Annotated in this window: 21 protein-coding genes; 13 read left to right on the forward strand and 8 right to left on the reverse strand. The window is 40.0% G+C overall.

Going from position 1 to position 22,349, the window contains the following annotated elements; all coding sequences use genetic code 11:
- The first annotated feature begins 55 nt into the window (after positions 1 to 55).
- The 7 genes from MKX55_RS06505 (at position 56) to MKX55_RS06535 (ending at position 7,448) form a co-directional block, all read left to right on the forward strand.
- Positions 56 to 1,669, forward strand: a complete 1,614-nt coding sequence (locus MKX55_RS06505) for an extracellular solute-binding protein (protein ID WP_339238440.1) — start codon at positions 56 to 58, stop codon at positions 1,667 to 1,669.
- Between the two features lie 80 nt (positions 1,670 to 1,749).
- Positions 1,750 to 2,697 carry an ABC transporter permease subunit gene (locus tag MKX55_RS06510; RefSeq protein ID WP_339236973.1) on the forward strand — a complete coding sequence of 316 codons (948 nt, stop codon included), beginning with the start codon at positions 1,750 to 1,752 and terminating at the stop codon, positions 2,695 to 2,697.
- A gap of 13 nt (positions 2,698 to 2,710) precedes the next feature.
- Positions 2,711 to 3,598: a carbohydrate ABC transporter permease gene (locus tag MKX55_RS06515; protein WP_042532559.1), complete on the forward strand. Its 888-nt coding sequence runs from the start codon at positions 2,711 to 2,713 to the stop codon at positions 3,596 to 3,598.
- A gap of 20 nt (positions 3,599 to 3,618) precedes the next feature.
- Positions 3,619 to 4,236, forward strand: a complete 618-nt coding sequence (locus MKX55_RS06520; RefSeq protein ID WP_339236976.1) for a YesL family protein — start codon at positions 3,619 to 3,621, stop codon at positions 4,234 to 4,236.
- A 22-nt stretch (positions 4,237 to 4,258) separates the two neighbouring features.
- Positions 4,259 to 5,410: a DUF1343 domain-containing protein gene (locus MKX55_RS06525; protein ID WP_339236978.1), complete on the forward strand. Its 1,152-nt coding sequence runs from the start codon at positions 4,259 to 4,261 to the stop codon at positions 5,408 to 5,410.
- Between the two features lie 112 nt (positions 5,411 to 5,522).
- A complete protein-coding gene (locus MKX55_RS06530) occupies positions 5,523 to 6,398 on the forward strand; it encodes a MurR/RpiR family transcriptional regulator (protein WP_339236980.1) in 876 nt (291 codons plus the stop codon).
- A gap of 96 nt (positions 6,399 to 6,494) precedes the next feature.
- The gene (locus MKX55_RS06535) at positions 6,495 to 7,448 is read left to right on the forward strand and encodes a GNAT family N-acetyltransferase (RefSeq protein ID WP_339236982.1); all 954 of its coding nucleotides are present in this window, start codon (positions 6,495 to 6,497) and stop codon (positions 7,446 to 7,448) included.
- A gap of 157 nt (positions 7,449 to 7,605) precedes the next feature.
- Here the strand turns inward: MKX55_RS06535 and MKX55_RS06540 are convergent, their stop codons facing one another.
- A complete protein-coding gene (locus MKX55_RS06540) occupies positions 7,606 to 8,799 on the reverse strand; it encodes an MFS transporter (protein ID WP_339236984.1) in 1,194 nt (397 codons plus the stop codon).
- Between the two features lie 249 nt (positions 8,800 to 9,048).
- On the opposite strand from MKX55_RS06540, the gene MKX55_RS06545 reads away from it, so the two are divergent.
- Positions 9,049 to 9,966, forward strand: coding sequence for a VOC family protein (locus MKX55_RS06545; protein WP_339236987.1), 918 nt, complete (start codon positions 9,049 to 9,051; stop codon positions 9,964 to 9,966).
- Positions 9,967 to 9,970: 4 nt separating this feature from the next.
- Positions 9,971 to 10,393 carry a DUF1801 domain-containing protein gene (locus tag MKX55_RS06550; RefSeq protein ID WP_339236989.1) on the forward strand — a complete coding sequence of 141 codons (423 nt, stop codon included), beginning with the start codon at positions 9,971 to 9,973 and terminating at the stop codon, positions 10,391 to 10,393.
- 108 nt (positions 10,394 to 10,501) lie between these two features.
- Here the strand turns inward: MKX55_RS06550 and MKX55_RS06555 are convergent, their stop codons facing one another.
- Entirely contained in the window at positions 10,502 to 12,529 is a 2,028-nt protein-coding gene (locus tag MKX55_RS06555) for a helix-turn-helix domain-containing protein (protein WP_339236991.1), read from the reverse strand.
- A 134-nt stretch (positions 12,530 to 12,663) separates the two neighbouring features.
- Between MKX55_RS06555 and MKX55_RS06560 the strand changes: the two genes are divergently transcribed.
- The 4 genes from MKX55_RS06560 (at position 12,664) to MKX55_RS06575 (ending at position 16,970) form a co-directional block, all read left to right on the forward strand.
- The gene (locus tag MKX55_RS06560; protein WP_339236994.1) at positions 12,664 to 14,115 is read left to right on the forward strand and encodes a M20 family metallopeptidase; all 1,452 of its coding nucleotides are present in this window, start codon (positions 12,664 to 12,666) and stop codon (positions 14,113 to 14,115) included.
- A gap of 28 nt (positions 14,116 to 14,143) precedes the next feature.
- Positions 14,144 to 14,965, forward strand: a complete 822-nt coding sequence (locus tag MKX55_RS06565) for a DUF3100 domain-containing protein (protein ID WP_339236996.1) — start codon at positions 14,144 to 14,146, stop codon at positions 14,963 to 14,965.
- Complete coding sequence (locus tag MKX55_RS06570) at positions 14,962 to 15,417, forward strand: hypothetical protein (RefSeq protein WP_339236998.1); 456 nt, start codon at positions 14,962 to 14,964, stop codon at positions 15,415 to 15,417. The genes MKX55_RS06565 and MKX55_RS06570 overlap by 4 nt, the downstream gene beginning before the upstream one ends.
- A 110-nt stretch (positions 15,418 to 15,527) precedes the next feature.
- Positions 15,528 to 16,970, forward strand: a complete 1,443-nt coding sequence (locus tag MKX55_RS06575) for a M20 family metallopeptidase (protein WP_339237000.1) — start codon at positions 15,528 to 15,530, stop codon at positions 16,968 to 16,970.
- 104 nt (positions 16,971 to 17,074) lie between these two features.
- On the opposite strand, the gene MKX55_RS06580 is transcribed toward MKX55_RS06575, so the two are convergent.
- The 6 genes from MKX55_RS06580 to MKX55_RS06605 all read right to left on the reverse strand — a co-directional run bounded on the left by MKX55_RS06580 (position 17,075) and on the right by MKX55_RS06605 (position 22,108).
- On the reverse strand, positions 17,075 to 17,623 hold the full coding sequence (locus MKX55_RS06580; RefSeq protein ID WP_339237002.1) for a CBO0543 family protein: 549 nt from the start codon (positions 17,621 to 17,623) through the stop codon (positions 17,075 to 17,077).
- Positions 17,624 to 17,677: 54 nt separating this feature from the next.
- Positions 17,678 to 18,136: a hypothetical protein gene (locus MKX55_RS06585; RefSeq protein WP_193063198.1), complete on the reverse strand. Its 459-nt coding sequence runs from the start codon at positions 18,134 to 18,136 to the stop codon at positions 17,678 to 17,680.
- 2 nt (positions 18,137 to 18,138) lie between these two features.
- Positions 18,139 to 18,930, reverse strand: a complete 792-nt coding sequence (locus MKX55_RS06590) for a hypothetical protein (protein WP_339237005.1) — start codon at positions 18,928 to 18,930, stop codon at positions 18,139 to 18,141.
- Positions 18,931 to 19,168: 238 nt separating this feature from the next.
- The gene (locus tag MKX55_RS06595) at positions 19,169 to 19,714 is read right to left on the reverse strand and encodes a CBO0543 family protein (protein WP_193063059.1); all 546 of its coding nucleotides are present in this window, start codon (positions 19,712 to 19,714) and stop codon (positions 19,169 to 19,171) included.
- Positions 19,715 to 20,315: 601 nt separating this feature from the next.
- Positions 20,316 to 21,329 (reverse strand): DUF3231 family protein, encoded by a 1,014-nt coding sequence (locus tag MKX55_RS06600; RefSeq protein ID WP_339237009.1) that lies wholly within the window; start codon positions 21,327 to 21,329, stop codon positions 20,316 to 20,318.
- 278 nt (positions 21,330 to 21,607) lie between these two features.
- A complete protein-coding gene (locus tag MKX55_RS06605) occupies positions 21,608 to 22,108 on the reverse strand; it encodes a hypothetical protein (protein ID WP_339237010.1) in 501 nt (166 codons plus the stop codon).
- Between the last annotated feature and the right edge of the window lie 241 nt (positions 22,109 to 22,349).

Consider the following 22,349-nt stretch of genomic DNA (forward strand, 5'->3'; position numbering starts at 1 on the left):
TCCTTTTTCCCCCTTATATTAAAATAAAAAAAGCTTGGAGGTACTTCTTGTGAAAATGAAAAAGAAATTCATGATGCTGGCAGCTGTGCTGCTGATTGCTTTATCGGCGTGTAATAACGACGATAAGGCTGATGTCGGCGGCAGTGAAGAGGCGTTAAATAACTTAAATACAGAAGGCATGCCAATTGTAGAGGATACGATTGAATTAGAGGTTTTTGCCGGGAAAGCAGCAACGACGGCGGATGATTGGAATGATGTGCTGCTTTTGAATGAATATGAAGAAATGACAAATATGGATATCACATGGAATATGGTGCCGGCAGATGGATTGGAGGAAAGAAGAAATCTGGCTCTGGCCAGCGGCGATTTGCCGGATGTATTTTACTCTGCTAACCTGCCTGTTTCCGATGTTCAAAAATATGGAAGTCAGGGCACATTTATCCCTTTAAATGATTTGATTGAGGAATATGCGCCAAATATCAAAAAGGTCCTTGATGAAAACCCGGATATTCGGAAAGGGATTACGTTCCCGGACGGAAATATCTATTCCATCCCGACCGTCTATTCCCCTGATTTTTCGTCCTTATTGATTGGAGCAAAAGGGTGGATAAATGGAGATTGGCTGGAGCAATTAGAGATGGATAATCCAGAAACAACCGAAGAATTCTATGAATATTTGAAAGCGGTGAAAGAAACAGATTTAAATGGGAACGGAAAAAATGATGAAATTCCATTAAGCAGTGTAGCGGAAATGTCCCGTATCATTCATTGGATTTCAGGAGCATTTGGGGTTCAAAACCGCGGGCAGCTTCATACCTTGATCGACAGTGACCCAGATTCAGAGGATATCCGTTTTTATCCGATTGCGGATCAATACAAGGAAATGTTGGAATATTTAAATATGCTTTACGAGGAAGGGCTGATTGAGCAAAATATTTATTCCTTGGAAGTCGATCAGCATTTAGCAAGTGCGGCAGATGATCTTTATGGCGCTGTGCAATTCTATAATCCAATGGAATTATACGGAAAAGAAGTAGGCGAGCAGTTTATCCCGGGCAATGCTTTAGAAGGTCCGGATGGAACAAAAATGTATACGGGGATCACCTCACCGGTTCTTTCGTTAGGGAACTTTCTGATTACCAGTGAAAATGAAAACCCTGAAGCGGCATTAAGATGGATTGATTATTTCTGGAGTGAAGAAGGACAGAAAATGTTCTTTATGGGCATCGAAGGAGAAACCTATGAAGAAACAGAGGAAGGTCCGAAGCTGACAGAAGAAATCACGGATAATCCAGACGGCTTAACGCTGACACAGGCACTTGCCAAGTATATTATCAATCCCGGCGGCAATCACCCGGTTATCGTTACAGATGAATACTTTACCGGTTCAGAGAATGCGCCGGCAGATGTAGAAGCTGCGGAACAGCTGGAGCCGTATTTGATTGATGAAATTTGGCCGGCATTTACGTATACAGCTGAAGAAAATGACCGTATCGCTGTATTGGAAACAGATTTACAAAAATATGTAGAAGAAATGCAGGCTGGTTTTATTACGGGAGAAAATGATTTCTCTGAATGGGATGCCTATGTGGAAACGATTCAAGAGATGGGCTATGACGAATATATGGAAATCCAGCAGGCAGCCTATGAACGCTATCAAGAAAATTAACGGCTTGTCATCCTGAACAGAAGTTGAATTTATCGGTGTCTGGAGGGGAATCCAGACACCGATAAATAGGGGGTTAAAGAATGAAGGGAGTTAAAAATGACGTTTCTGTCCCAGTCCAAAGTAAATTTTATCAAGTGAAAAAGAATTTTGCCCGTAATTGGCAAATATATGTCTTTTTGCTTCCGGCGGTTGCGTATTTTATCATATTGCATTATATCCCGATGTACGGTGTCCAGATTGCCTTCAAGAACTTTTTTGCCAACCTTGGAATCTGGGGGAGCCCTTGGATAGGATTTGATCACTTTGAGCGTTTTTTTAATTCGTATTATTTTTGGAGGCTGCTTAAAAATACACTGGTTTTAAGTGCGTATCAATTAATCTTATTTCCATTGCCTATTATTCTCGCACTCTCTCTGCATGAAGTGAGAAATAGAATGTTTAAAAAGTGGGCTCAGACATTAACCTATGCGCCGCATTTTATTTCTGTCGTTGTTGTGGTAGGGATGGTTGTTATCTTCTTAGACCCGACAACAGGCTTAGTCAATCGTCTGATTGTTGTTTTTGGCGGAAGTCCGATTGATTTTCTGACAAGCCCAGGCTGGTTCCGGCACATTTTTACATGGTCTGGTGTCTGGCAAACGCTCGGATGGGGATCGATTATTTATCTGGCGGCATTATCCGGTGTTAATCCGGAATTACATGAAGCGGCAAAGGTGGATGGTGCATCCCGGCTGCAGCGTATTTTCCATATTAATATCCCAAGTATTTTGCCGACAATCGTTGTGTTATTTATTTTAAATATCGGCAGCTTTATGACCGTCGGCTTTGAAAAAGTGCTGCTGATGCAAAATAATTTAAATGCCAAAACATCGGATGTAATCCAGACATTTGTGTATCAAACAGGTCTGCTGGAAGGGCAATACAGCTTTGCGGCGGCAATCGGGCTGTTCGATTCAGCAATCAATATTGCATTGTTGGTCGTGTTTAATTATACAGCCAGAAAGGTAAGCGGCAACAGTCTATGGTAAGGAGGTTTAGAAGATGAAGAGGTTTACGCTCTCAGATAGAGGATTTGACTGGATCAACACCATATTTCTTCTCATTATTTTAGTATTGATTGTCTATCCATTGATCTTTGTTCTAAGTGCCTCTATCAGTGATCCGCAAGCAGTCAGCTCAGGCAGGATGTGGCTCTGGCCGGTCGATATTACGTTTAAAGGATATGAGCGTGTATTTGCGAATGATGCTATTTGGCTCGGCTATAAAAACACCATTATTTACACATTTGTAGGAACGGCCATTCACTTATTTGTTTTATTGCCTTGTGCATACGCCTTGTCACGTAAAGAATTAATGGCTAAAAAATTTATCCTCTGGTTTATTTTATTTACCATGCTGTTTAACGGAGGTTTAATACCTACGTACCTTGTTGTCCAATCCCTGGGAATGCTCGATACAATGTGGGCAATTATTATTCCGAACGTGGTAGGAGCCTGGTCCATTCTGGTTGCAAGAGCCTTTTTCCAGCAAAGTATTCCGGATCAATTAGTAGAAGCATCTAAAATTGACGGAGCTTCTGATTTCTATATATTTATACGGGTTGTATTGCCGCTGTCGTTGCCGATTATTGCGGTGATGGCACTGTTTCATGCAGTGAATTTATGGAACCAGTATTTTAACGCTTTGATTTATTTATCCGATCGTGATAAGTACCCATTGCAATTGATTTTAAGAGAGATTCTCGTGGTGAACCAGATGCAATTGAATGATCCAGGCGGGTCAGCCGAATCGCTGGTGGATCAGGTAAAAACAGCCGGTCTGATCAAATATGCAGTGATTATTGTATCGTCACTGCCATTATTATTAGTTTATCCATTTGTCCAGCGATTTTTTGTACAGGGCGTATTAATCGGATCGATTAAAGAATGAAATAGACGGGAGGGATGGCGATGAACGGATTTATAGATGGATATTATCGTTTTGCTGTATGGATTACGAGATTTGCTTATCTCAATTTACTATGGATTGCTTTCTCGCTGGTCGGACTTGGTGTAGTTGGATTTTTCCCGGCTACGGCAGCGATGTTTGCAGTGGTGCGGAAGTGGGTCCATGGAGAGAAGGATATTCCTGTCTTCCAGTTTTTTTGGAAAAACTATAAAAAAGAATTTCTGAAAATCAATGTTTTAGGATATCTACTGGCTGGAACAGGATATCTCATGATAATGGAATTTCGAATTTTACGGACACAGGAGCATATCGCCTATACGATGGCAAGCTTTGCTGTTGTCGGATTGTTTTTGTTATTCGCTGTGATTGTGCTCTATCTTTTCCCTATTTATGCCCATTTTCAATTACGGGCAGTGGACTATATCAAATGGGCACTGCTTATTGGAATCGGTCATCCTTTATTAACTGTATTTCTTCTGGGCATCGTCATGGCGCTTATCTACCTTTTGTTTATTACCATTCCTGCTGTCCTCTTTTTCTTTGGCGGAAGTGTGATTGCATATATTTTGATGTGGGGAACGCATTTAACCTTTGCCAAAATGGAGGAAAGCCTTGCTTAAATGATGTACGGAGGTGGAACTATTGGTACGGTTAGGTCTGGATATATTTTTAGAAAAAGGATATAAACGAGTGGAAGGGCAACGGATCGGTCTGGTTACGAATATGACGGGAGTAAACGAAAAACTGCAGCCATCCATCGATTTATTTTCGGAGCATCCGGCAATCCATCTGACTGCCCTGTATGCTCCGGAACATGGCATCCGCGGAGATGCGAAGGAAGGGCAGGAGGTATCCTCTTCCATAGATGCTAAAACAGGGCTGCCGGTATACAGTTTATACGGGCAGACAAGAAAGCCAAGTAAAGAAATGCTTGCAGATGTGGATGTACTGGTCTTTGACTTACAGGATATCGGTTCAAGATACTATACGTACATTTATACCATGGCTTATGTGATGGAAGCGTGTATGGAATATGGAAAGAAGCTGATTGTCCTTGACCGGCCCAACCCGGTGTCCGGTCTGACTATGGAGGGGAATCTGGTCGAACCGGATGTGCGTTCCTTTGTCGGTTTACTGCCAATCCCGAATCGTCACGGCATGACTATAGGGGAATTGGCATGGTTATTTAAAAAGGAATTTGCTTACGCATGCGACCTTTCTATTGTGCCGATGGAAGGCTGGAAACGCCGTATGTACTTTGATGATACGAATTTATTCTGGATTCCGCCATCGCCGAATGTGCCTGTGGTTGATACGGCTATTTTATATCCGGGCACCTGTCTTTTGGAAGGAACCAATGTATCCGAGGGAAGAGGGACGACAAAACCATTTGAGTGGATTGGCGCTCCTTTTATAGAGGGGCAGAAGCTGGCGAAAGTATATAATGATAAAAAAATTCCTGGCGTGCTCGCCCGCCCTGTATCTTTTGTTCCGACTTATCAAAAACATGAAGGTGAAATCTGCGGTGGTGTACAGCTTCATATCGAAAACCGCCATACACTTCATGCCTTACGAGCAGGGGTCACTTTAGTGGAAACTATCGCAGCACTCTATCCGAATCAATTTCAATTTACCGAAAATGAAAATGGGAAGTATTTCTTTGATTTACTGGCAGGAACCAAGCGTTTAAGGAAATACATCTTAGCTGGAGAAGCAGAAAAGTATATAGAGGAAGGCCAGCAGGAGCTGGGGAAATTTAAAAAAACGCGAAAAAAATATCTTTTATATCGTTAGAAACATTACGGCAGATAGACTTCCTGCTACAATTACTGAACCGAGGAGTTATTGGATTTAATCAAAAGACAGGTTCTTCTGTGAAGAGAGAAAAAGAAATGAGTTGATCCTATTGCCTTTTATAAACGGTGGAATAACGAGAATCAATGAAATGCTTTTGAGTCTCCCGCCATCTGAAAAGAAGATTGCTGATTATATTTTAAAAAATCCGGAAAAAGTCATTTCGTTGACTGCAAAGGAGCTCGGGAAACGCAGTGAAACAAGCGGCGCAGCAGTTATCCGATTATGCAAGTCTTTGAATTTGAAGGGTTTTCACGATTTGAAAATCCGTATTGCGGGTGATTTGCAAAGAAAAGAAGAGTACGGATTCCGCGATATTGATCCGGATGAAACGTCTCTATCGATTATTGATAAAATGACAAATAACAGTATTCAAACGATAAGAGAAACAGCGCAATTAATTGATATTGATCAACTGCAGACAGGGGTTCAATGGATGAATGACGCCTCAAAAATCTTATTTATCGGCGTCGGCGCGTCAGGAATGATTGCACAGGATGCGGTGCAAAAATTTATCCGGATTAATAAAAACGCTTATGCCTTTGAAGACATGCATATTGCGGCGACAGTCATTGCCAATATGAGCGAAAACGATGTTGTTTTTGGCATTTCTTTTTCAGGTGAAACCGTTGAAATTGCAAATATGCTTCATCTTGCCAAAAAAAGAGGTGTGAAAACAATCAGTCTGACTAAATACGGAAAATGGCCGGTTACCGAGCATGCAGATATAAAACTGTATACATCTACAACGAGAGAGCCTATTTTCCGGAGCGGCGCCACATCATCCCGGATTGCACAGCTGCAGGTCATGGATATTTTGTTTATGAGTGTAGCTGCCTTACAATATCCAGTTACCGTAAAGCATCTGGATGAGACGAGGGATGCGGTGGATTTCTTTAAAAAAGGAAATGAAAAGATAAAAAAATAAAGAAGATACAAAGGTTGAAAGACTTCTTATTGCGGCATCAGAACAAGAATAAAAGCTTACTATACACATCCTCAAAAAAGAAAGGAGATGATAAGCATGAAGCTGGAATCCTGGAATGAAAGAAGAATAGATGCACTTGTTCAATTATGGAATCAGGAAATAGGAAGCCATTTTCCAATGCGGAAGGAGCTGTTTAAACAAAATAGCTTTGAGGATGAGAATATATGCGAAAAAGCCTCCGCAATTGCTATCGATGAGGAAAACCATGTGGTCGGATTTGTTGTTGCAAAGAGATATCAGGAAAAAAAGGAAGCGGGTATGAGCAAGGAAATCGGGTGGATCCAAGTACTTCTTGTGGCGGAGAACCGGAGAAATCAAGGAATTGGCTCCTTATTGTTAGCAAATGCTGAAACGCATTTAAAGGCTGCCGGTGTAAAACAAATTCTGCTGGGACGTGACCCATGGCATTATTTTCCCGGTATCCCCATGGAATTGGCAGAAGCAAAATCCTGGTTTGAACAGAAAGGATATCAAAACAGTGGAATAGAGCATGACATGATCCGAAAATATCATAACGACGATGTAGCGGCAGTCCCCAAAATAACAGGAATAGAATGCCAGGTGTTAAAGCTGGAAGATAAGGACTCATTTCTTGATTTTTTACATCGGTGTTTCCCGGGAAGATGGGAATATGAAGCGATTCATTATTTTCAAAAGGGCGGTACAGGAAGAGAATTTGCGATTTTAAAAAAAGGACAGCAAATCATTGGGTTTTGTCGAATGAATGATGAAAACGCACCGTTTGTCGCTCAAAATGTATACTGGGCTCCTTTGTTTCAGGCGGAATTAGGCGGGGTTGGACCTTTAGGAGTGGATGCGAACGAACGCGGGAAAGGATATGGATTAGCTGTTGTGGAAGCAGGAATCGGTTTTTTAAGAGAACGGGGCGTCTCCCGCATTGTCATTGATTGGACAGGGCTGACAGCTTTTTATAATAAATTGGGATATACGGTTTGGAAGAGCTATGCTGGGTATAGTAAGAATTTGTAAATACGTATTTGTCTGTCACAAATGCAGACAATCTAAAACTTGGAAAGAATAGCAGCAGTCTTATTGGTATATAACATATAAGAATCGGGATGAAACAGTAAACAAAAGGGAAGGCCAACTTGTATGATAGTTGGTCTTCCCTTTTCTATAACAATATTTATTCATAAGCCTCTCCAGAAACTCTAAACAAAGACTTATCCTCAATTTTATGCGTAACAAACATCAGAACAACGCCAAAGAAAATCATTCCGCCGGCGACAAAGGTGATTTCTCTATAGGAAAATTGATTCGTTAATAAGAGACTGCCTAATGTTGCTCCAATCGAATTTGCTAAATTAAATACAGATGCAGCTATCGTTCCCGATAAGGCTGGCGCTTCTGTTGCTGCCAAGATGATCTTTGCATTTAATATTGGTGTGGTTCCAAAGGTTCCGGCACCGAATAAGAAGCAGGCAACATACGTCAAGATTGGGTTCATAAATAAGAACGTAATGGCAATCAGCACGGTGCCTAAAATAGTCATCGCCACGATTAACCGTTCTGTCAGTACTTCAGGCTGAATACTTCCAGAAACAAAATTCCCAATAACCGCGCCGAGTCCAAATAAGAATAAAGCAATCGTAATACTGGTTACATCAAAGCCTGCAATGTCCCTGAGCATGGGCTCTGTAAACGTATAGGCGGTAAATACCCCGGAAAAGCCAAAGACAATAACGGCAATCAGCATCCAGACATTTTTATTCTTCAATACTGCCATCTCATTTTTTAACTTAGGAGTTTCGCTTTGTTTTAAATTTGGTGTCACAATCATAAGACCAATTAAATTAATAACGCCCATCGCTGCAATAAACCAGAAAACGAGTCTCCAATCAAGGACACCGCCGATATAAGAACCAAAAGGAACGCCAAGCATAATGGCAATCGTCAGTCCGCCCTGCACGGCAGCAATCGAGCTGGTGCGTTTATGAGGCTGGGAAATTTCAACTGCCATGCTCATGCATAATCCAAAGAATGGGGCATGCATGGTTGCAGAAAAAAGTCTGGAAAGAAGCAAAACCTCAAAATTTGGTGCAGTGGCCGCAATAATATTACTTATAATAAAGATGGAGATAAGTGCGATAAGCAGAGGCTTCGGTGAAAATTTAACCGTTAATATCCGAAGCAGCGGGCCACAGACAGCAACACTGATAGCATAAACGCTGAGCAATAATCCAGTGGTTGAAACGGGCACATCTAAATCCGCCGCAAACTGTGTTAATAAACCAGTAACGGCATACTCTGTCATGCCAATCGCAAATGTACCAATCATAAATACAAATAGAATCGTATTACGGGAGAATTTCATAGTCATTTTAACACTTCCTTTCTGTCCGTCTAAAAAAACAATAGCACTATCATAGTGGAACAGAGACCTATTGTCTAGGTATCTGTTTGAAAAAAATAAAGAAATAATTTTCAGATTAATGGAAGCGCAGAGCAAATGCTTGCTGTGTAAAAAATAGGTTTTTTGAAGCTGTAAATAAGAGCAAATGAAAAGAAGTAGAAAAGCTAAAAAATGGTATAATAAAAGAATCTTGATTCCGTGAAGGAGGATATAATAATGACAGCAGACACAAACAACATTGTGCCCCACCTTTGGTTTGATAAAGAAGCAAAAGAGGCAGCAGCATTTTATACGTCAATTTTTCCAGATTCGCAGATAATCAGTGAAACGATTATTCCAGACACCCCATCAGGAGATTGCGATTTGGTTTCTTTTGATTTATGGGGGCAGCGATTTATGGCAATCAGTGCAGGGCCTTATTTCTCATTCAATCCATCCATTTCGTTTATGGTAAATTTTGATCCAGCAAGAGATAAAAACGCTGCCGAACAGCTTGAAGCCGTTTGGGAGAAGCTGTCTGACGGCGGTGTACCGCTGATGCCGCTTGACTCGTACCCTTTTAGTGAAAAATATGGCTGGATACAAGATAAATATGGATTGTCCTGGCAGCTTATTTTGACGAACCCGGAAGGTGAGGAGCGCCCGCCAATTCTGCCATCCATGATGTTTACAGGGGAAAATGCAGGAAGAGCAGAGGAAGCCGTTCAATTTTATTTATCTATTTTTAACAACAGCGAAAAAGGGAACATGGCTTATTACCCGGCAGGAATGGAACCCAATAAGGAAGGCACGGTTATGTTTTCAGATTTTGCACTTGAAAATGTCTGGATAACGGCAATGGATAGCGGACTGGAGCATGGTTTTCAATTTAACGAAGCTGTTTCTATGCTGGTTAACTGTGATGCACAGGAAGAGATTAATCATTATTTCGAACAGTTATCAGCTGTACCCGAAGCAGAGCAGTGCGGTTGGTTGAAGGACAAGTTCGGTGTTTCCTGGCAGATTTCCCCAAGTGAGATGGATGAAATGATGGGGAAGAATGCCACAACGGAACAAATTGCCAGAGTGAATCAGGCAATGATGCCAATGAAAAAATTGGATATAGAAACATTGCGAAAGGCATATAGGGGGTAGTAAGATGTATCAATTAAAAACGAAAGAAACAGATAGTAGTGTCATTGAATTTATTGAGCAGGTAGAGCAGCTGAAGAAGCGGGAGGATGCATACCGTCTGCTGGATTTATTTACAGAAACGACGGGGTTTGAGGCAAAAATGTGGGGACCGAGCATTATCGGTTTTGGCAGGTATCATTATAAATATGATTCTGGTCATGAAGGAGATGCCCCATTAGTCGGCTACTCTCCGCGTAAAGCAAAAATCAGTCTTTATTTTGCGACAGGTGATATTGAGCGGGAGCATTTGCTTGCGAAGTTCGGCAAGCATACAACGGGAAAGGCCTGTGTGTATATTAATAAAGTGGCAGATATTGATGAAGAAGTATTAAAGGAATTAATCAAACAGTCGGTGACGTTTTTACAGGAGAAGTATCCGGAAAAGTAGAGGAATCCCTTTGTGTACCGTCCGAAGATTCGAGCAAGACCAGAAGGATAATAAGCCGTATGAAATCAAACATTCATACGGCTTATTTATTTTATCATTCCTTCTGAATCAAGCATCAATTACCCAGTGTTCTTTTAAGTAGCAGGCTAGCTGAGCATTTAACACATCCTCTGAATCTTTTAAAGAAATCTGAAGAGCGGATTCGATTTTATGAATGCGCTGATATAATGTATTAACGTGAATATGAAGAGCTTTTGCCGTTTCCTGCATACTCTGGTTATGCTGCATATAAATTTGCAGTGTTTCAACGAGATGTGAGTCATTTCCGTTAGGAGCCATGATTGGTTCAAAAAAATCATCAACAAAAGAACGTATTTCTTCTTCTGAATGAGATAGGAAGAGCTGATTGATTCCGATATCTTTGAAATTTAAGTGCTTGTTCCATACCCTTTTTTCCTGCAGCTGATTTAGCGCTTTATAAGCTTCTTTATAACTTTTGCTAATTTGACCAAACTGCACTGCTCTTCCTCCAATTCCCGCGCGTGCTCTCACGGAAGTATTAGAAAGTACTTTAGAAACAAGCATTTCTGCTTCTTGTGCAGTGGAAGCCTTCAGCAAGGTAATGATGGATGAATCCTGTGTATATAGAATATGTAGGTGCTTTTCCAGCTGGTTTTTAAGAAAATGTAAAAAACGTTGCATATATAAGTTTATAAATGTGGGATTCATATCCAATGCCACTTCGAATATAAGTGCAAATACAGGCTGTGTTTTCTCCAGTTTAAGTTTTTTGGCCGCTTCTAATAATTCCGCATTTGTCTCGGCAAGAAGTAAATGCTGAAAGGCTTCTTCGGAGACTTTAAACTGATTGTTTGTTTCTGTTTGCCGATGTGTAAATTCAAGTGCCAGGATAGGAATGCCTTGTTCCAGCACCATTCGCTGTGTGGAAGACAGGGTCATTTTTGCTTCAAAAACAACATATCCCAAACAGGTACTCGAACCCACGATGGGATACACCTGATGTAAATAATTCTTGGGAGACCGGACATAGAATGATGTACTTAAGGACTTGCTGTCATTCCATTTTTCGAGGTGTTTATCAATAAGATAGAAAGCCTCATTTTCATCCTCGTCAATAGAAAAATGGAAAGCATCAATCAATGAAAAAGAAAAACCAATAATTTTTTCTAAAGCATGTTTGATGTGGTAAATTCCTTTATTTTCTAAGGAAAGTTTCACGAGTCGTTCGTGAATTTCTGTCCGTTTTTGTAACAGGTGATTTTGTTTCTGCATCGCTTCAAAAATATTCGAATTATGTAACGCAATACTGATTTGATCAGCGAAATTTTTGAGCAATTCCAATTCAGATTTATCAAACGTTGCTTGTTTAAATTGATAAAGAATCAGAACGCATTTAGTTTTTTGCTGTACTTTGACTGGAGCACATATAACAGATTTTACATCTTTAAAAGAATAAGCCCTTCCCAAATAACGAAGATTCATATTAGACATATTCGCACTTGCTTGAAAAATTTCACTGCTTGTCTGATATATTTTAGCCTCCCCCTCCTGAAATACGGAACCAATCATCCCTTCCCCAGGCTTCATTCTCATATGCTTCATTGTCTTGTTATCAACCAAAGAGGATGCTTTTCTTACTTTTAGGCATTTTTCCTCTTCATCATAAACCCATAACACGCCAACATCCGCTTCAGGGATGACTTCCATTGTCGTGTCAATCATTTTAGAAAGTAATTCATCCAGATTGGTTAAAGCTGTAATGGCATTGATACAATCGTAAATCTTCAACAGCAGTCTTTTTTGAGTTTGTTCCATGATTCTTTGAGCATAAAAAGGAAGCTCACTGGAAAGTTGTGCTTCCATATCGTCAGAAAGCTTATAAGAAGAAGGGAGCCGAAGGACATAACGTACATCATATGCATATTGAAAATGGATGTCTTGACTTGTTTTTAACCCCCCGTCGGTATAGGCGATATCATTTGTAAGTAAGGGAAAATGAGTTGGCGGTTCAAAGATAGGTAATTCGTGATTATCTATTTGTTTAAATCGGTTCGAGTTATTTTTTTGCCATAACTGATAAGGAACATCAAGCATGAATGTGAGGTTATCTGACATAATTAGCTCCTTTCAGAATAAGAAGATAGATGAATATACATATATTTTAATTAATTATAGATGTTTATACACTATTATTGCAATTATTTTTACTATAAGATAATTATTAATATTATATATGGAGGCGAAAAAGCATGAAGACAGATGAAAACCAAGTTACGAGTCAAATTGAAGCAATTATCGAAGAAAAACGAGAAGCATTTTTTAAAGTAAGCGATCAGATTTGGCACACACCGGAGATACGGTTTGAAGAAGAAAAGTCTGCTGCTTATTCCTCTGATTTTATGGAACAGCAGGGATTTCAGGTGGAACGCAGTGTGGCTGGAATTCCGACAGCATTTGTGGCAAGCTTTGGAAATTCAGGACCGGTAATTGCCATATTAGGAGAATATGATGCCTTACCGGGACTCAGCCAAAAAGCAGGTGTGACAGAATATATCCCCGTTGAAACAAATGGAGCAGGACACGGGTGCGGACATAATTTACTTGGCGTAGGTGCAATGGCAGCAGCTGTTGCTGTAAAAGAATACTTAGAGAACAATAATCTGGAAGGAACGATTCGTTATTATGGCTGTCCTGCAGAAGAGAGCGGCTATGCAAAAACGTATATGGTCAAAGCTGGACTGTTTGATGATGTAGCAGCATCCTTTTCCTGGCATCCTCATTATTCTAATTCTTTATTCCATGGACCATCCTTAGCGGTGATTCATGCTACGTTCACTTTTAAGGGGAAGAGCTCTCATGCCTCTGCTTCACCGGAACTTGGAAGAAGTGCATTGGATGCTGTCGAACTGATGAATGTAGGAGCGAACTATATGCGCGAACATATGATTGACGAAGCCCGTGTACATTATGCGATTACGAATACTGGCGGAAAGTCTCCGAATGTTGTCCAGCAGGAGGCAGAGGTTTCTTATTTTGTTCGTGCCCCGCATGCAGAACAAGCTCGTGCGTTATTTAAACGTCTGAATAAAATTGCAGAAGGGGCAGCGTTGATGACAGAAACAAAAATGACTTATCGAATAGAAGGAGCATGTTCTAATCTTGTTCAGAATTCGGTATTGGACAAACTGCTGCATAAAAATATGCAGGAGCTGCAGCAGGATGGATTTACCGAGGAAGAAATAGAATTAAGCAAAAAATATTACGCAACATTGAATGAAGATGATAAAGCTTTTGCTGCACAGCTAGTTGGGAAGAAAAGATCGGAAGAATTGGCGGAAAGGCCGCTTATCCATGAAATCACACCGTATACAGAAGCACCGGAGTATAGAAAAGGGGCAGGGTCGACCGATGTAGGTGCAGTGAGCTGGGTAACACCAACTGCACAGCTCACTGCAGCAACCTGGACCTATGGAACACCATTTCATACATGGCAAGTCGTATCTCAAGGAAAGACAACCTATGCAAAAAAAGGCATGCTCTTTGCAGGTAAAGCAATTGCCAGCACGGTTATTGATATACTCTGCAAGCCGGAAGTATTAGAAGATGCTGTTAAAGAATTGTATGAACGTGAGGCAGGCCCAGAAAATTATCAATCGCTTTTGCCGGAAGAACAAGAATTGCCGTCATTAATTAAAAATTAAGATATCGTAACTAGAGGAGGAAGACAACATGTTGAAACAAATTCCAGGATACTTAAAAGATTGGCGGCTGCATGCTGCAGCTCTTTTGATTGTATTGCTTGCAGAGTCAATCGGCACCATTTCATTTGAACTTGGAGCTGGAATGATTCTTATCCTGCCAATGATTTATGCGTTTATATTGGGAATTGCAATGGTATTTACTCCGGTTATCAAGGAGAAGCAATTTAAGCATTCAGAAATAATGACAACAGCTTTAATAGGGTTGCTTGTTGCAAAAGTAAGTCTGAATATTGGCCCGGCAATTAGCATGATTGTTCAGGTAGGCCCAGCTATTTTACTGCAGGAAATTGGAAACCTCGGTACTGTTTTACTGGGCCTCCCCCTTGCGATTTTATTAGGAGTAAAGCGGGAAGCGATTGGAATGACATTTTCCATTGCAAGAGAAGGCAGTTTGGCTATTATAAATGATAAATTTGGTTTTAATTCTCCAGAAACAAGAGGTGTTTTTTCAATATACTTATTCGGGTCGATCTTTGGAGCCGTATTCTTCGGGTTAATGGCAAGTTTATTGGCTAGTTTTACTCCATTAAACCCGTTGGCACTTGCGATGGCATCAGGGGTCGGGAGCGCCAGTATGATGGCTGCATCAAGCAGTTCTCTGTCAGCTGTATACCCGGAAATGGCCGCAGAGATTCAATCTTTAGCCTCGGCCAGTATGATTTTATCCGTTGCGACAGGCTTTTTTGTATCTATTTTTATTGCACTTCCGCTGGCAGAAAAGATGTATCATCTATTAACGAAAAGAAAGCCTGATAAGGAAGAGGAAGAAAAGAGGGAGGCAGGATCATGAGCAAACAATTATTTCATACGATATTGGCTTTGATTTTATCAGCAATTATTGTTTTGATAGGAAATTGGATTGGTTATGAAGTTGTCCCGACAGACGCCTTAATGGGAATGCTGGTTATTATTTTAATTGCTGCAGCCGGCTTTGCTTTAAAAATGATTATTCCGTGGAAGACGATACCAGGCATTCTTTACGTTGCAGGGATATCCGTTATTGTCTCCTTGCCGATAACGCCTGGTTCTGAGCAAGTTATTGAATGGGCAAGCGCTATAGATATTCAAGCATTTACTACACCGCTGTTAGCGTATGCCGCTATCGGAATTGGTAATTCATTGGCTGATTTCACGAAATTGGGTTGGAAGAGTATTGTAATTGGTTCAATGGTATTCTTAGGTACGTTTTTGGGATCAGCGATCATTGCAGAAATCGTTTTAAGAATTCAAGGTATAGTTTAATAGCTGAACATCCTCTTAAAAATATAAAAAGAACCAAAAATTATACAACGCAACCTGCTTTGCTATAAAATATATAGTGAAGTCATTGTAGAAAGGGATGTATGAAAACAATGAGTAAAGATGTTGTAAAACAAATCGAAGAAATTATCGAACAGAAGCGGGAAGCTTTCTTTAAAGTAAGCGACCAAATTTGGGAAACACCTGAAATTCGTTATGAAGAAGAAAAGTCTTTCCAATACTCATCTGATTTTATGGAAGAGCAAGGTTTTCAGGTAGAACGCGGGGTAGCGGATATTCCAACTGCATTTACTGCCAGCTTTGGGAACAGCGGTCCAGTTATTGCAATTTTAGGAGAATATGATGCTTTACCCGGGTTAAGCCAAAAAGCCGGTGTGACAGAATTTGATCCAGAAGTACCTTATGGACCAGGGCATGGCTGCGGGCATAATCTGCTTGGCGTTGGATCAATGTCAGCGGCTGTTGCGGTAAAAGAATATTTAGAGAAAAATCATTTAGAAGGAACCATCCGTTATTATGGCTGTCCGGCAGAGGAAAGCGGCTATGCCAAAACATATATGGTTAAAGCGGGGTTATTTGATGGTGTGGCTGCGTCTTTTTCATGGCATCCGCATTACACAAACGGATTATTCCATGGACCATCTCTGGCAGTTATCCACTCTACCTTTACTTTTAAAGGGATAAGCTCTCACGCAGCAGCTTCACCAGAACTGGGAAGAAGTGCGCTTGATGCGGTGGAATTAATGAATGTCGGCGCCAACTACATGCGTGAGCATATGATTGATGAAGCTCGTGTTCATTATGCGATTACGAACTCTGGAGGAATGTCTCCAAATGTTGTCCAAAAAGAAGCAGAGGTTTCCTATTTTGTACGTGCTCCGCATGCAGATCAGGCGCGTGCTTTGTTTAAACGACTCATAAAAATTGCGGAGGGAGCTGCGTTAATGACAGAAACGTCTATGGAACACCGTATCGAGGGCGTATGCTCCAATCTTGTTCAAAATGCAACGTTAGATAAAATGCTCCATAAAAATATGAAGGCCTTAGAGCGTCCCCATTTTACAGAAGAAGAGCTGGAATTAAGCAAGAAATACTATAATACATTAAATGAAGATGATATTGCTTTTGCTGCATCCTTGGTCGGCAAGGACAAAGCGAAGGCACTAGCAGCACGCCCGCTTATTCATGAAGTGGATGCCTATCGCGAGGCGCAGGAATATGTCAAAGGCTCAGGCTCTACTGATGTTGGAGCGGTCAGCTGGGTGACGCCTACTGCACAGCTGATGGCAGCAACCTGGACTTTTGGGACACCATTCCATACATGGCAGGTTGTATCGCAAGGAAAGACTTCCTATGCTAAAAAAGGAATGCTTTATGCAGGAAAAGCTATAGCGAGCACCATCATTGATGTCCTGCAAAATCCAGAGGTTCTCGAGGATGCTGCAAAAGAGCTTCGTGCCCGTGAAGCAGGTCCGGAAAACTATGTGTCCTTGTTGCCGGAAGACCAGGATTTACCTTCTATGCTTCGTAAATAAGCTGGAAAAAGCCAATTCTTGTTTAAATAAGAAACAAAATCTATGCTCCCTTTATCATTGGCAGAGAAAGATGAAAACTGCTTTTACACGATAAAGGGAGCATTTTAAGATTCATAATACCGGTCCAGTTTTTTAAATTTATTCACCACGAATTTGAATACAACCCCTATCATTATATAAGGAAAGAAGGAATAGATATGTTTCCAGCCATGCAGTTCATATATCTGTAGCCAGACCAGAAGCGGTTCCAGCATAAATGCGAAAACAAAAGCATTTATGGCAGAGGCAATGATAAAGGATTTCCAGGTATGAAAATACTGATAGACAAGCATATAAATGATTGGCATTTGGATGGTATGTACCTCAGCAATCTGAGAAACAGGCAATAAGGTGTTGGGATAATGCCATAGCATCAAAGAAACCCCTATTGCGTCCCCGATTACTCCCACAGCGGTAACAAAAAAACCGTATGTGACAATCTCAAATATTCTTTTTTTGTCTAAAATAATGAGCCATACAATAAAAATACCAGCAGTTGTAACCAACAGAATCCACCAACTGAAGGTAAATAGGTTCTCATTTAACCAATACTCCGTTCTTACTTCTCTATATTGTTTTAATAATTCAACAACATCTCTCCAAGCAGATTGCATGTAGTCCTCTCCTTTATTTCAAGCAAAAGTAAAAGGATGCATATAGGCGAATAGTCATTTTACTTTTGCTATACCTAATGCTAAATGTTCCCATAAAATATTTTCCACTAACTCAGTCATTGATATCTCACACTCGATAATGAGAATGACCTCTGGACGTTTTCCTTTTAAAAGTCTTTTTCTTTTCTTCAAAACCTTTTCTGTAAACAGCCTGATGGCGACACCTAAAACGAATCCAATAAGCGAAGCAATCAGTCCCCAATAAATCGGTCCCCAAGCTAGTTCAAAACCGATACTGGTCCCGATGACAGAAAAAGCTGTAGCAAGTGCTACCCCTATATCAATCAATGAGGTACCATCAGAGTTATGCAAACTATCAAACAACTTGCGATCTTCACTGCGATTATCAAGAGGAACCGCATAAATACTCGCTTTAGGAATTCCATTTTTTTCAAGTGTGGCGATGGCCATTTCTATATAAATATTATTTTCCAATGCCGCATAAATTTGCATCATTATTCATTCACTTTCTCTCCCTTTAGAATTTGAAAACTAGAATCCTGGTAATTGTCCTTTAAGAATTTCCGCTGTTCTTTTTCAAAAAGTTTATTATTTTCCACCGTGTTGACGTACGCATCATAAATCGAAAATCCATAGATAGAAGGTAACATAAGCAAAAATTCCTCTCTTAAAACAGCAGTGGACTGACTGAGGTCTCCTAAAATCAAAAGTGTGACAGCTTCAAGCAGATGTGATAAATACAAAAAGATAACCGTCCAGCTGATAACGAAGAGTGCCGTAACAAGTCTATGGATATAAAGCTGTCCCAAACCCGGCACAAAAGCTGACCAAATGGCAGCCATCATGGGGTTACTCTTATCTAAGTAGTTGATTTCCATCGATCCAATACTAAATAGATTGAAATGATGGTCTTCACGCTCTGCCAGCATATAAACTTTGTTCATATCTACCGTTGTCCGGTGACTGTCCCATATAGCAAAAAAATAGACGGGTAAATAGGCTAGAAGCCAGCGAGAGTCAAGTACGTTCGTCGCCATATCAAATTTGCCCTGAAAAGAATAAAGAATGGCTAAATTAATATTCGCATTTAAATTAATAAACACTTCCCAAATAAATAAAACGAATCCGCGAAGATATTTCGATAAAAGCAGGTGGCCGAACCCTGGATAAGCAGCGCTCCACCATGCAATAATTGAAGGACTTCTTAGATGAAGCTGCGTGGTGCCAAGAATGCTGACATGGGCTTTATAACGTCTGGCGGTATTATCGGTTACATGATTATCCATGAAGGCTCTCCTCGTTTTCCTATTTTTTAACATCTTTTCCTTTTAACTAATATTTCATACGGATTGTACGATTAATTAGGGAATTTTTGATTTAGCATTTCTCTAAGTAAGCGTAATTATTGCATACCGATCTCGCATCACCATTAAACATTTTAGAAAAGCAATGTATTGCCATCAATTAAAATAAATCCTAATGAAACGAAGTGAGAAAATAATTGAATTAGTACATTTAAGGCAGCTATTTATAGTTTTGATCCAGTTGCTTCAGTTTATTTATTATAAGCTTGAATCCAGCAGCTATTATAATATAAGGTAAGAATGAATAGATGTGTTTCCAATGATATGGTTCATATATTTGTAACCACACTAAAGTCGGTTCTAGTATAAATGCGAAAACAAATGCATTTATAGTAACTGCAACCAAAAAGGATTTCCATGCAGGAAAATAATGATAGATAAGCATATAAATAATAGGCATCTGCACTCTATGTACTTCAACGATTAGAGGCGCAGGTAATAATGTGTTTGGATAATGCCATAACAATAACGCAACACCAATTGCATCCGCTATGACAGCTATGTATGTTACTAAAAATCCGTATATCATCATCTCAATAATTCTTTTCTTATCTAAAAGAACAAGCCAGACAATAAAGGTACCAATTGTTGTCACAAAAAGAATCCACCAGCTGGAGGTAAATAGATTTTCATTTAACCAGTATTCTAATTTCATGTCTCTATACTGTTTCGTCAGGTCAACAATGTCCTGCCAAGTAGGCTGCATATACGCACGCTCCTAATCTGAGATTAACGCATATTGATGAATGAATGCTTAGATAGTTGTATTAGTACATATGCTGGGGGCTTCTTATCATAAAGTGAAACTTCAATCAGTGGGGGGGTTCTTTTCATCCCCCACTGATTGGGGTTGCGATTACTCACCCCATCGTAAAGAGTTGTTAGTTGAACGAATCGGGCCGTTACTGGCTGTTGTATCTCCCAATTAGAAATAACAATTTTCCTTCATTTCTTGAAGTGGGAGTCTTACAAAAGCCCTTCGATGGGACGAGTAATCGTAATGGTTTTCGGTGGGGCGAGTAATCGCAGTCCCAGCCAGTTACACTGCGATAAAAATAAGAATATTATCCAGCTTATAATAAGGTTCATTGCTTTAATTAGTGCTACATAGACATCTTTTTTCACGAATTTCATTTAGTTTTCCACAATAACTCATGTAATAGTCACGAAAAGGAAGGATATTGAGCAAGTAGCATGTTTTAAATTCGGATAGAGATATTTTCTTCTATACATTCTTACGTTCTATGATAAATAAAATGTACGCTGCAAGGGGGAAGCGTACATTTTTGATTTTTATAACCTAATTATCAGCCCCTACCCTTTTTTGCTAACTTATCTCTATTCTTTGCTTGAGGAGGTTCTTCCATCCAACCGTTATCAATCATGAGTTTCGCACCCTCGGCAGAGTATTTCATGATTTCAACGGTTAAACGTGAATAATTGGTGATAAGATCTTTTCGGGCACCCATGCTCATACTGCTCCCATAATAACCGATACTGGCGGAGATGAGACTGCTTGTAAAAAACATCATGAGCTTGTCTGAAAAAGGGGAAACTGTCGAATCAGTAATTCCTGCATCTGAAGTAGCAGAAGCCGGAAGATCATCTTGATTGAGCTTTGAACTAAAAGTCTCGACATGCTTCTCCGCAACTTCCTTTCCTTTCACCATATATTTACGGACGCCCGGATTGTTAGCCACCTGACTAAAACCAATCAATAACGACTTTCCTAATAAATTCCGTTGGCTATTAGCGTAAAGATTCGAGATTTCCAAAGCGGTCAAAGGGCGATTCTCTCCCATCCATTTACCTAGGAAATTGTTATCAGTCACAAACGCAATACGATCTGGCGGAGTGATTTCAGGGGCCCGCACAAATAACCCCTTTTCTAACATCAGGCTATTGGCCCTTTTATGAAGATCAACGGTTTCAGCCATACATTCCGAGTAATAATCATGGATATCTGAGCGGACTGCTGTGCCAATAGCGATGCTGTAAGCATTCATTCCTAGAATCCCCATCATTTGTAAGTAATATAGCATAAATCCATCTGTATATAGTCTTGGTGCACTCAAATTAATGTCTGCCTCTGTAAACCCAAGAGGTACAGGCCAGCTTTCACCAGTGAAAAAATTAGTCAGCTTAGGAATATGTGATTCATATAATTCCAAAGCATGCTGAAGCAATGCAGCAATTTCCGGATCTTCAATCGTTTTCACAAAAGATATCAGCATACAAATCGAAGCTGTATCTTCTTGGTATGTTGTCCAAATTTGTGAAATTTCGGCAGATGATAAAGGGGCATTATGTGTTGATGTCATATGGATTTTCCTCCCAAAAGTATTTCCGCATATTTTTCCCCCACTCTCAATTAATATTCTTATCCGTCATTCAAAGGGAACGGTTGTATGTGATTAGGGCTATAAAAGTAATACATTTTGTTTCCAATGTAAGTTTTTATTATTTATTCTGTTTAATCTAGATAACGTCCAAGTAAAAGTGGAGCTTTAAGAAACAAGATAGGGTTTTGTGTGAATGCAGGCTTTGTTACGTAATAAAATAAACTTTTTATCAAGCAAAGCAATAGCCTAAAACATGATTAGATAGCCTCTTCTGTTTCTCTGTCCGTATATATTTTTAATAAAATCCATCTGATAAACCCACCGGCTGCTAAACCAATTGGTGTAGACAGGATAGGCAGCCATAATGGACCGATCAATTGCCCGGCAATGGTGAAGCTAGGTGAAAAAATGACGCCTACAGTAACAAAATAGGCAGAAAAAACAAGTGGTAGATACGCAAAGGCTTTTTCCCCGCCGCCAGCATTTTTATAAGCATCCCAAATCGCATAGAAATATAAACACGGATAAAACATTAACCATAAATAGTTGGTCTCTGGGATGGCTTCCTCGATTTTAAGGTTGAAGCTCAATACAATAATGGTATTCAAATTTCCCATCACGTTAACTAAGAATTCCAATCCAATAAACAGAATCCCCTTTATATAATGACGACTTAGTAACTGAGCAAATCCAGGTAGAGCAATGCTCCAAAGTACTGCTTCAAGTTTTTTGCTTTTCCTTGATAACTTCGTCTCCATTGGTTCACCCACTTTGTTAATTTTCTCTTCATCCATTCAGGGAGGGCTGTTTCGCTGATTTTATTTTGGTATAAAAGCCATATTCAGAGTAAGGTAAGATTCAACAACTAAATGGAGATAATTTGTGATGATGTATTTTTTATTGACCAAATTACCTTAATGATAAAGGCTGCCTTGTTTAATAATGCTTGCCATTAGATACATCATTGATTTTTTAAGAAAAAATTCGGCCTTGCGTGTC

The organism is Oceanobacillus sp. FSL W7-1281 (assembly GCF_037969835.1).
GTDB lineage: Bacteria > Bacillota > Bacilli > Bacillales > Amphibacillaceae > Oceanobacillus > Oceanobacillus oncorhynchi.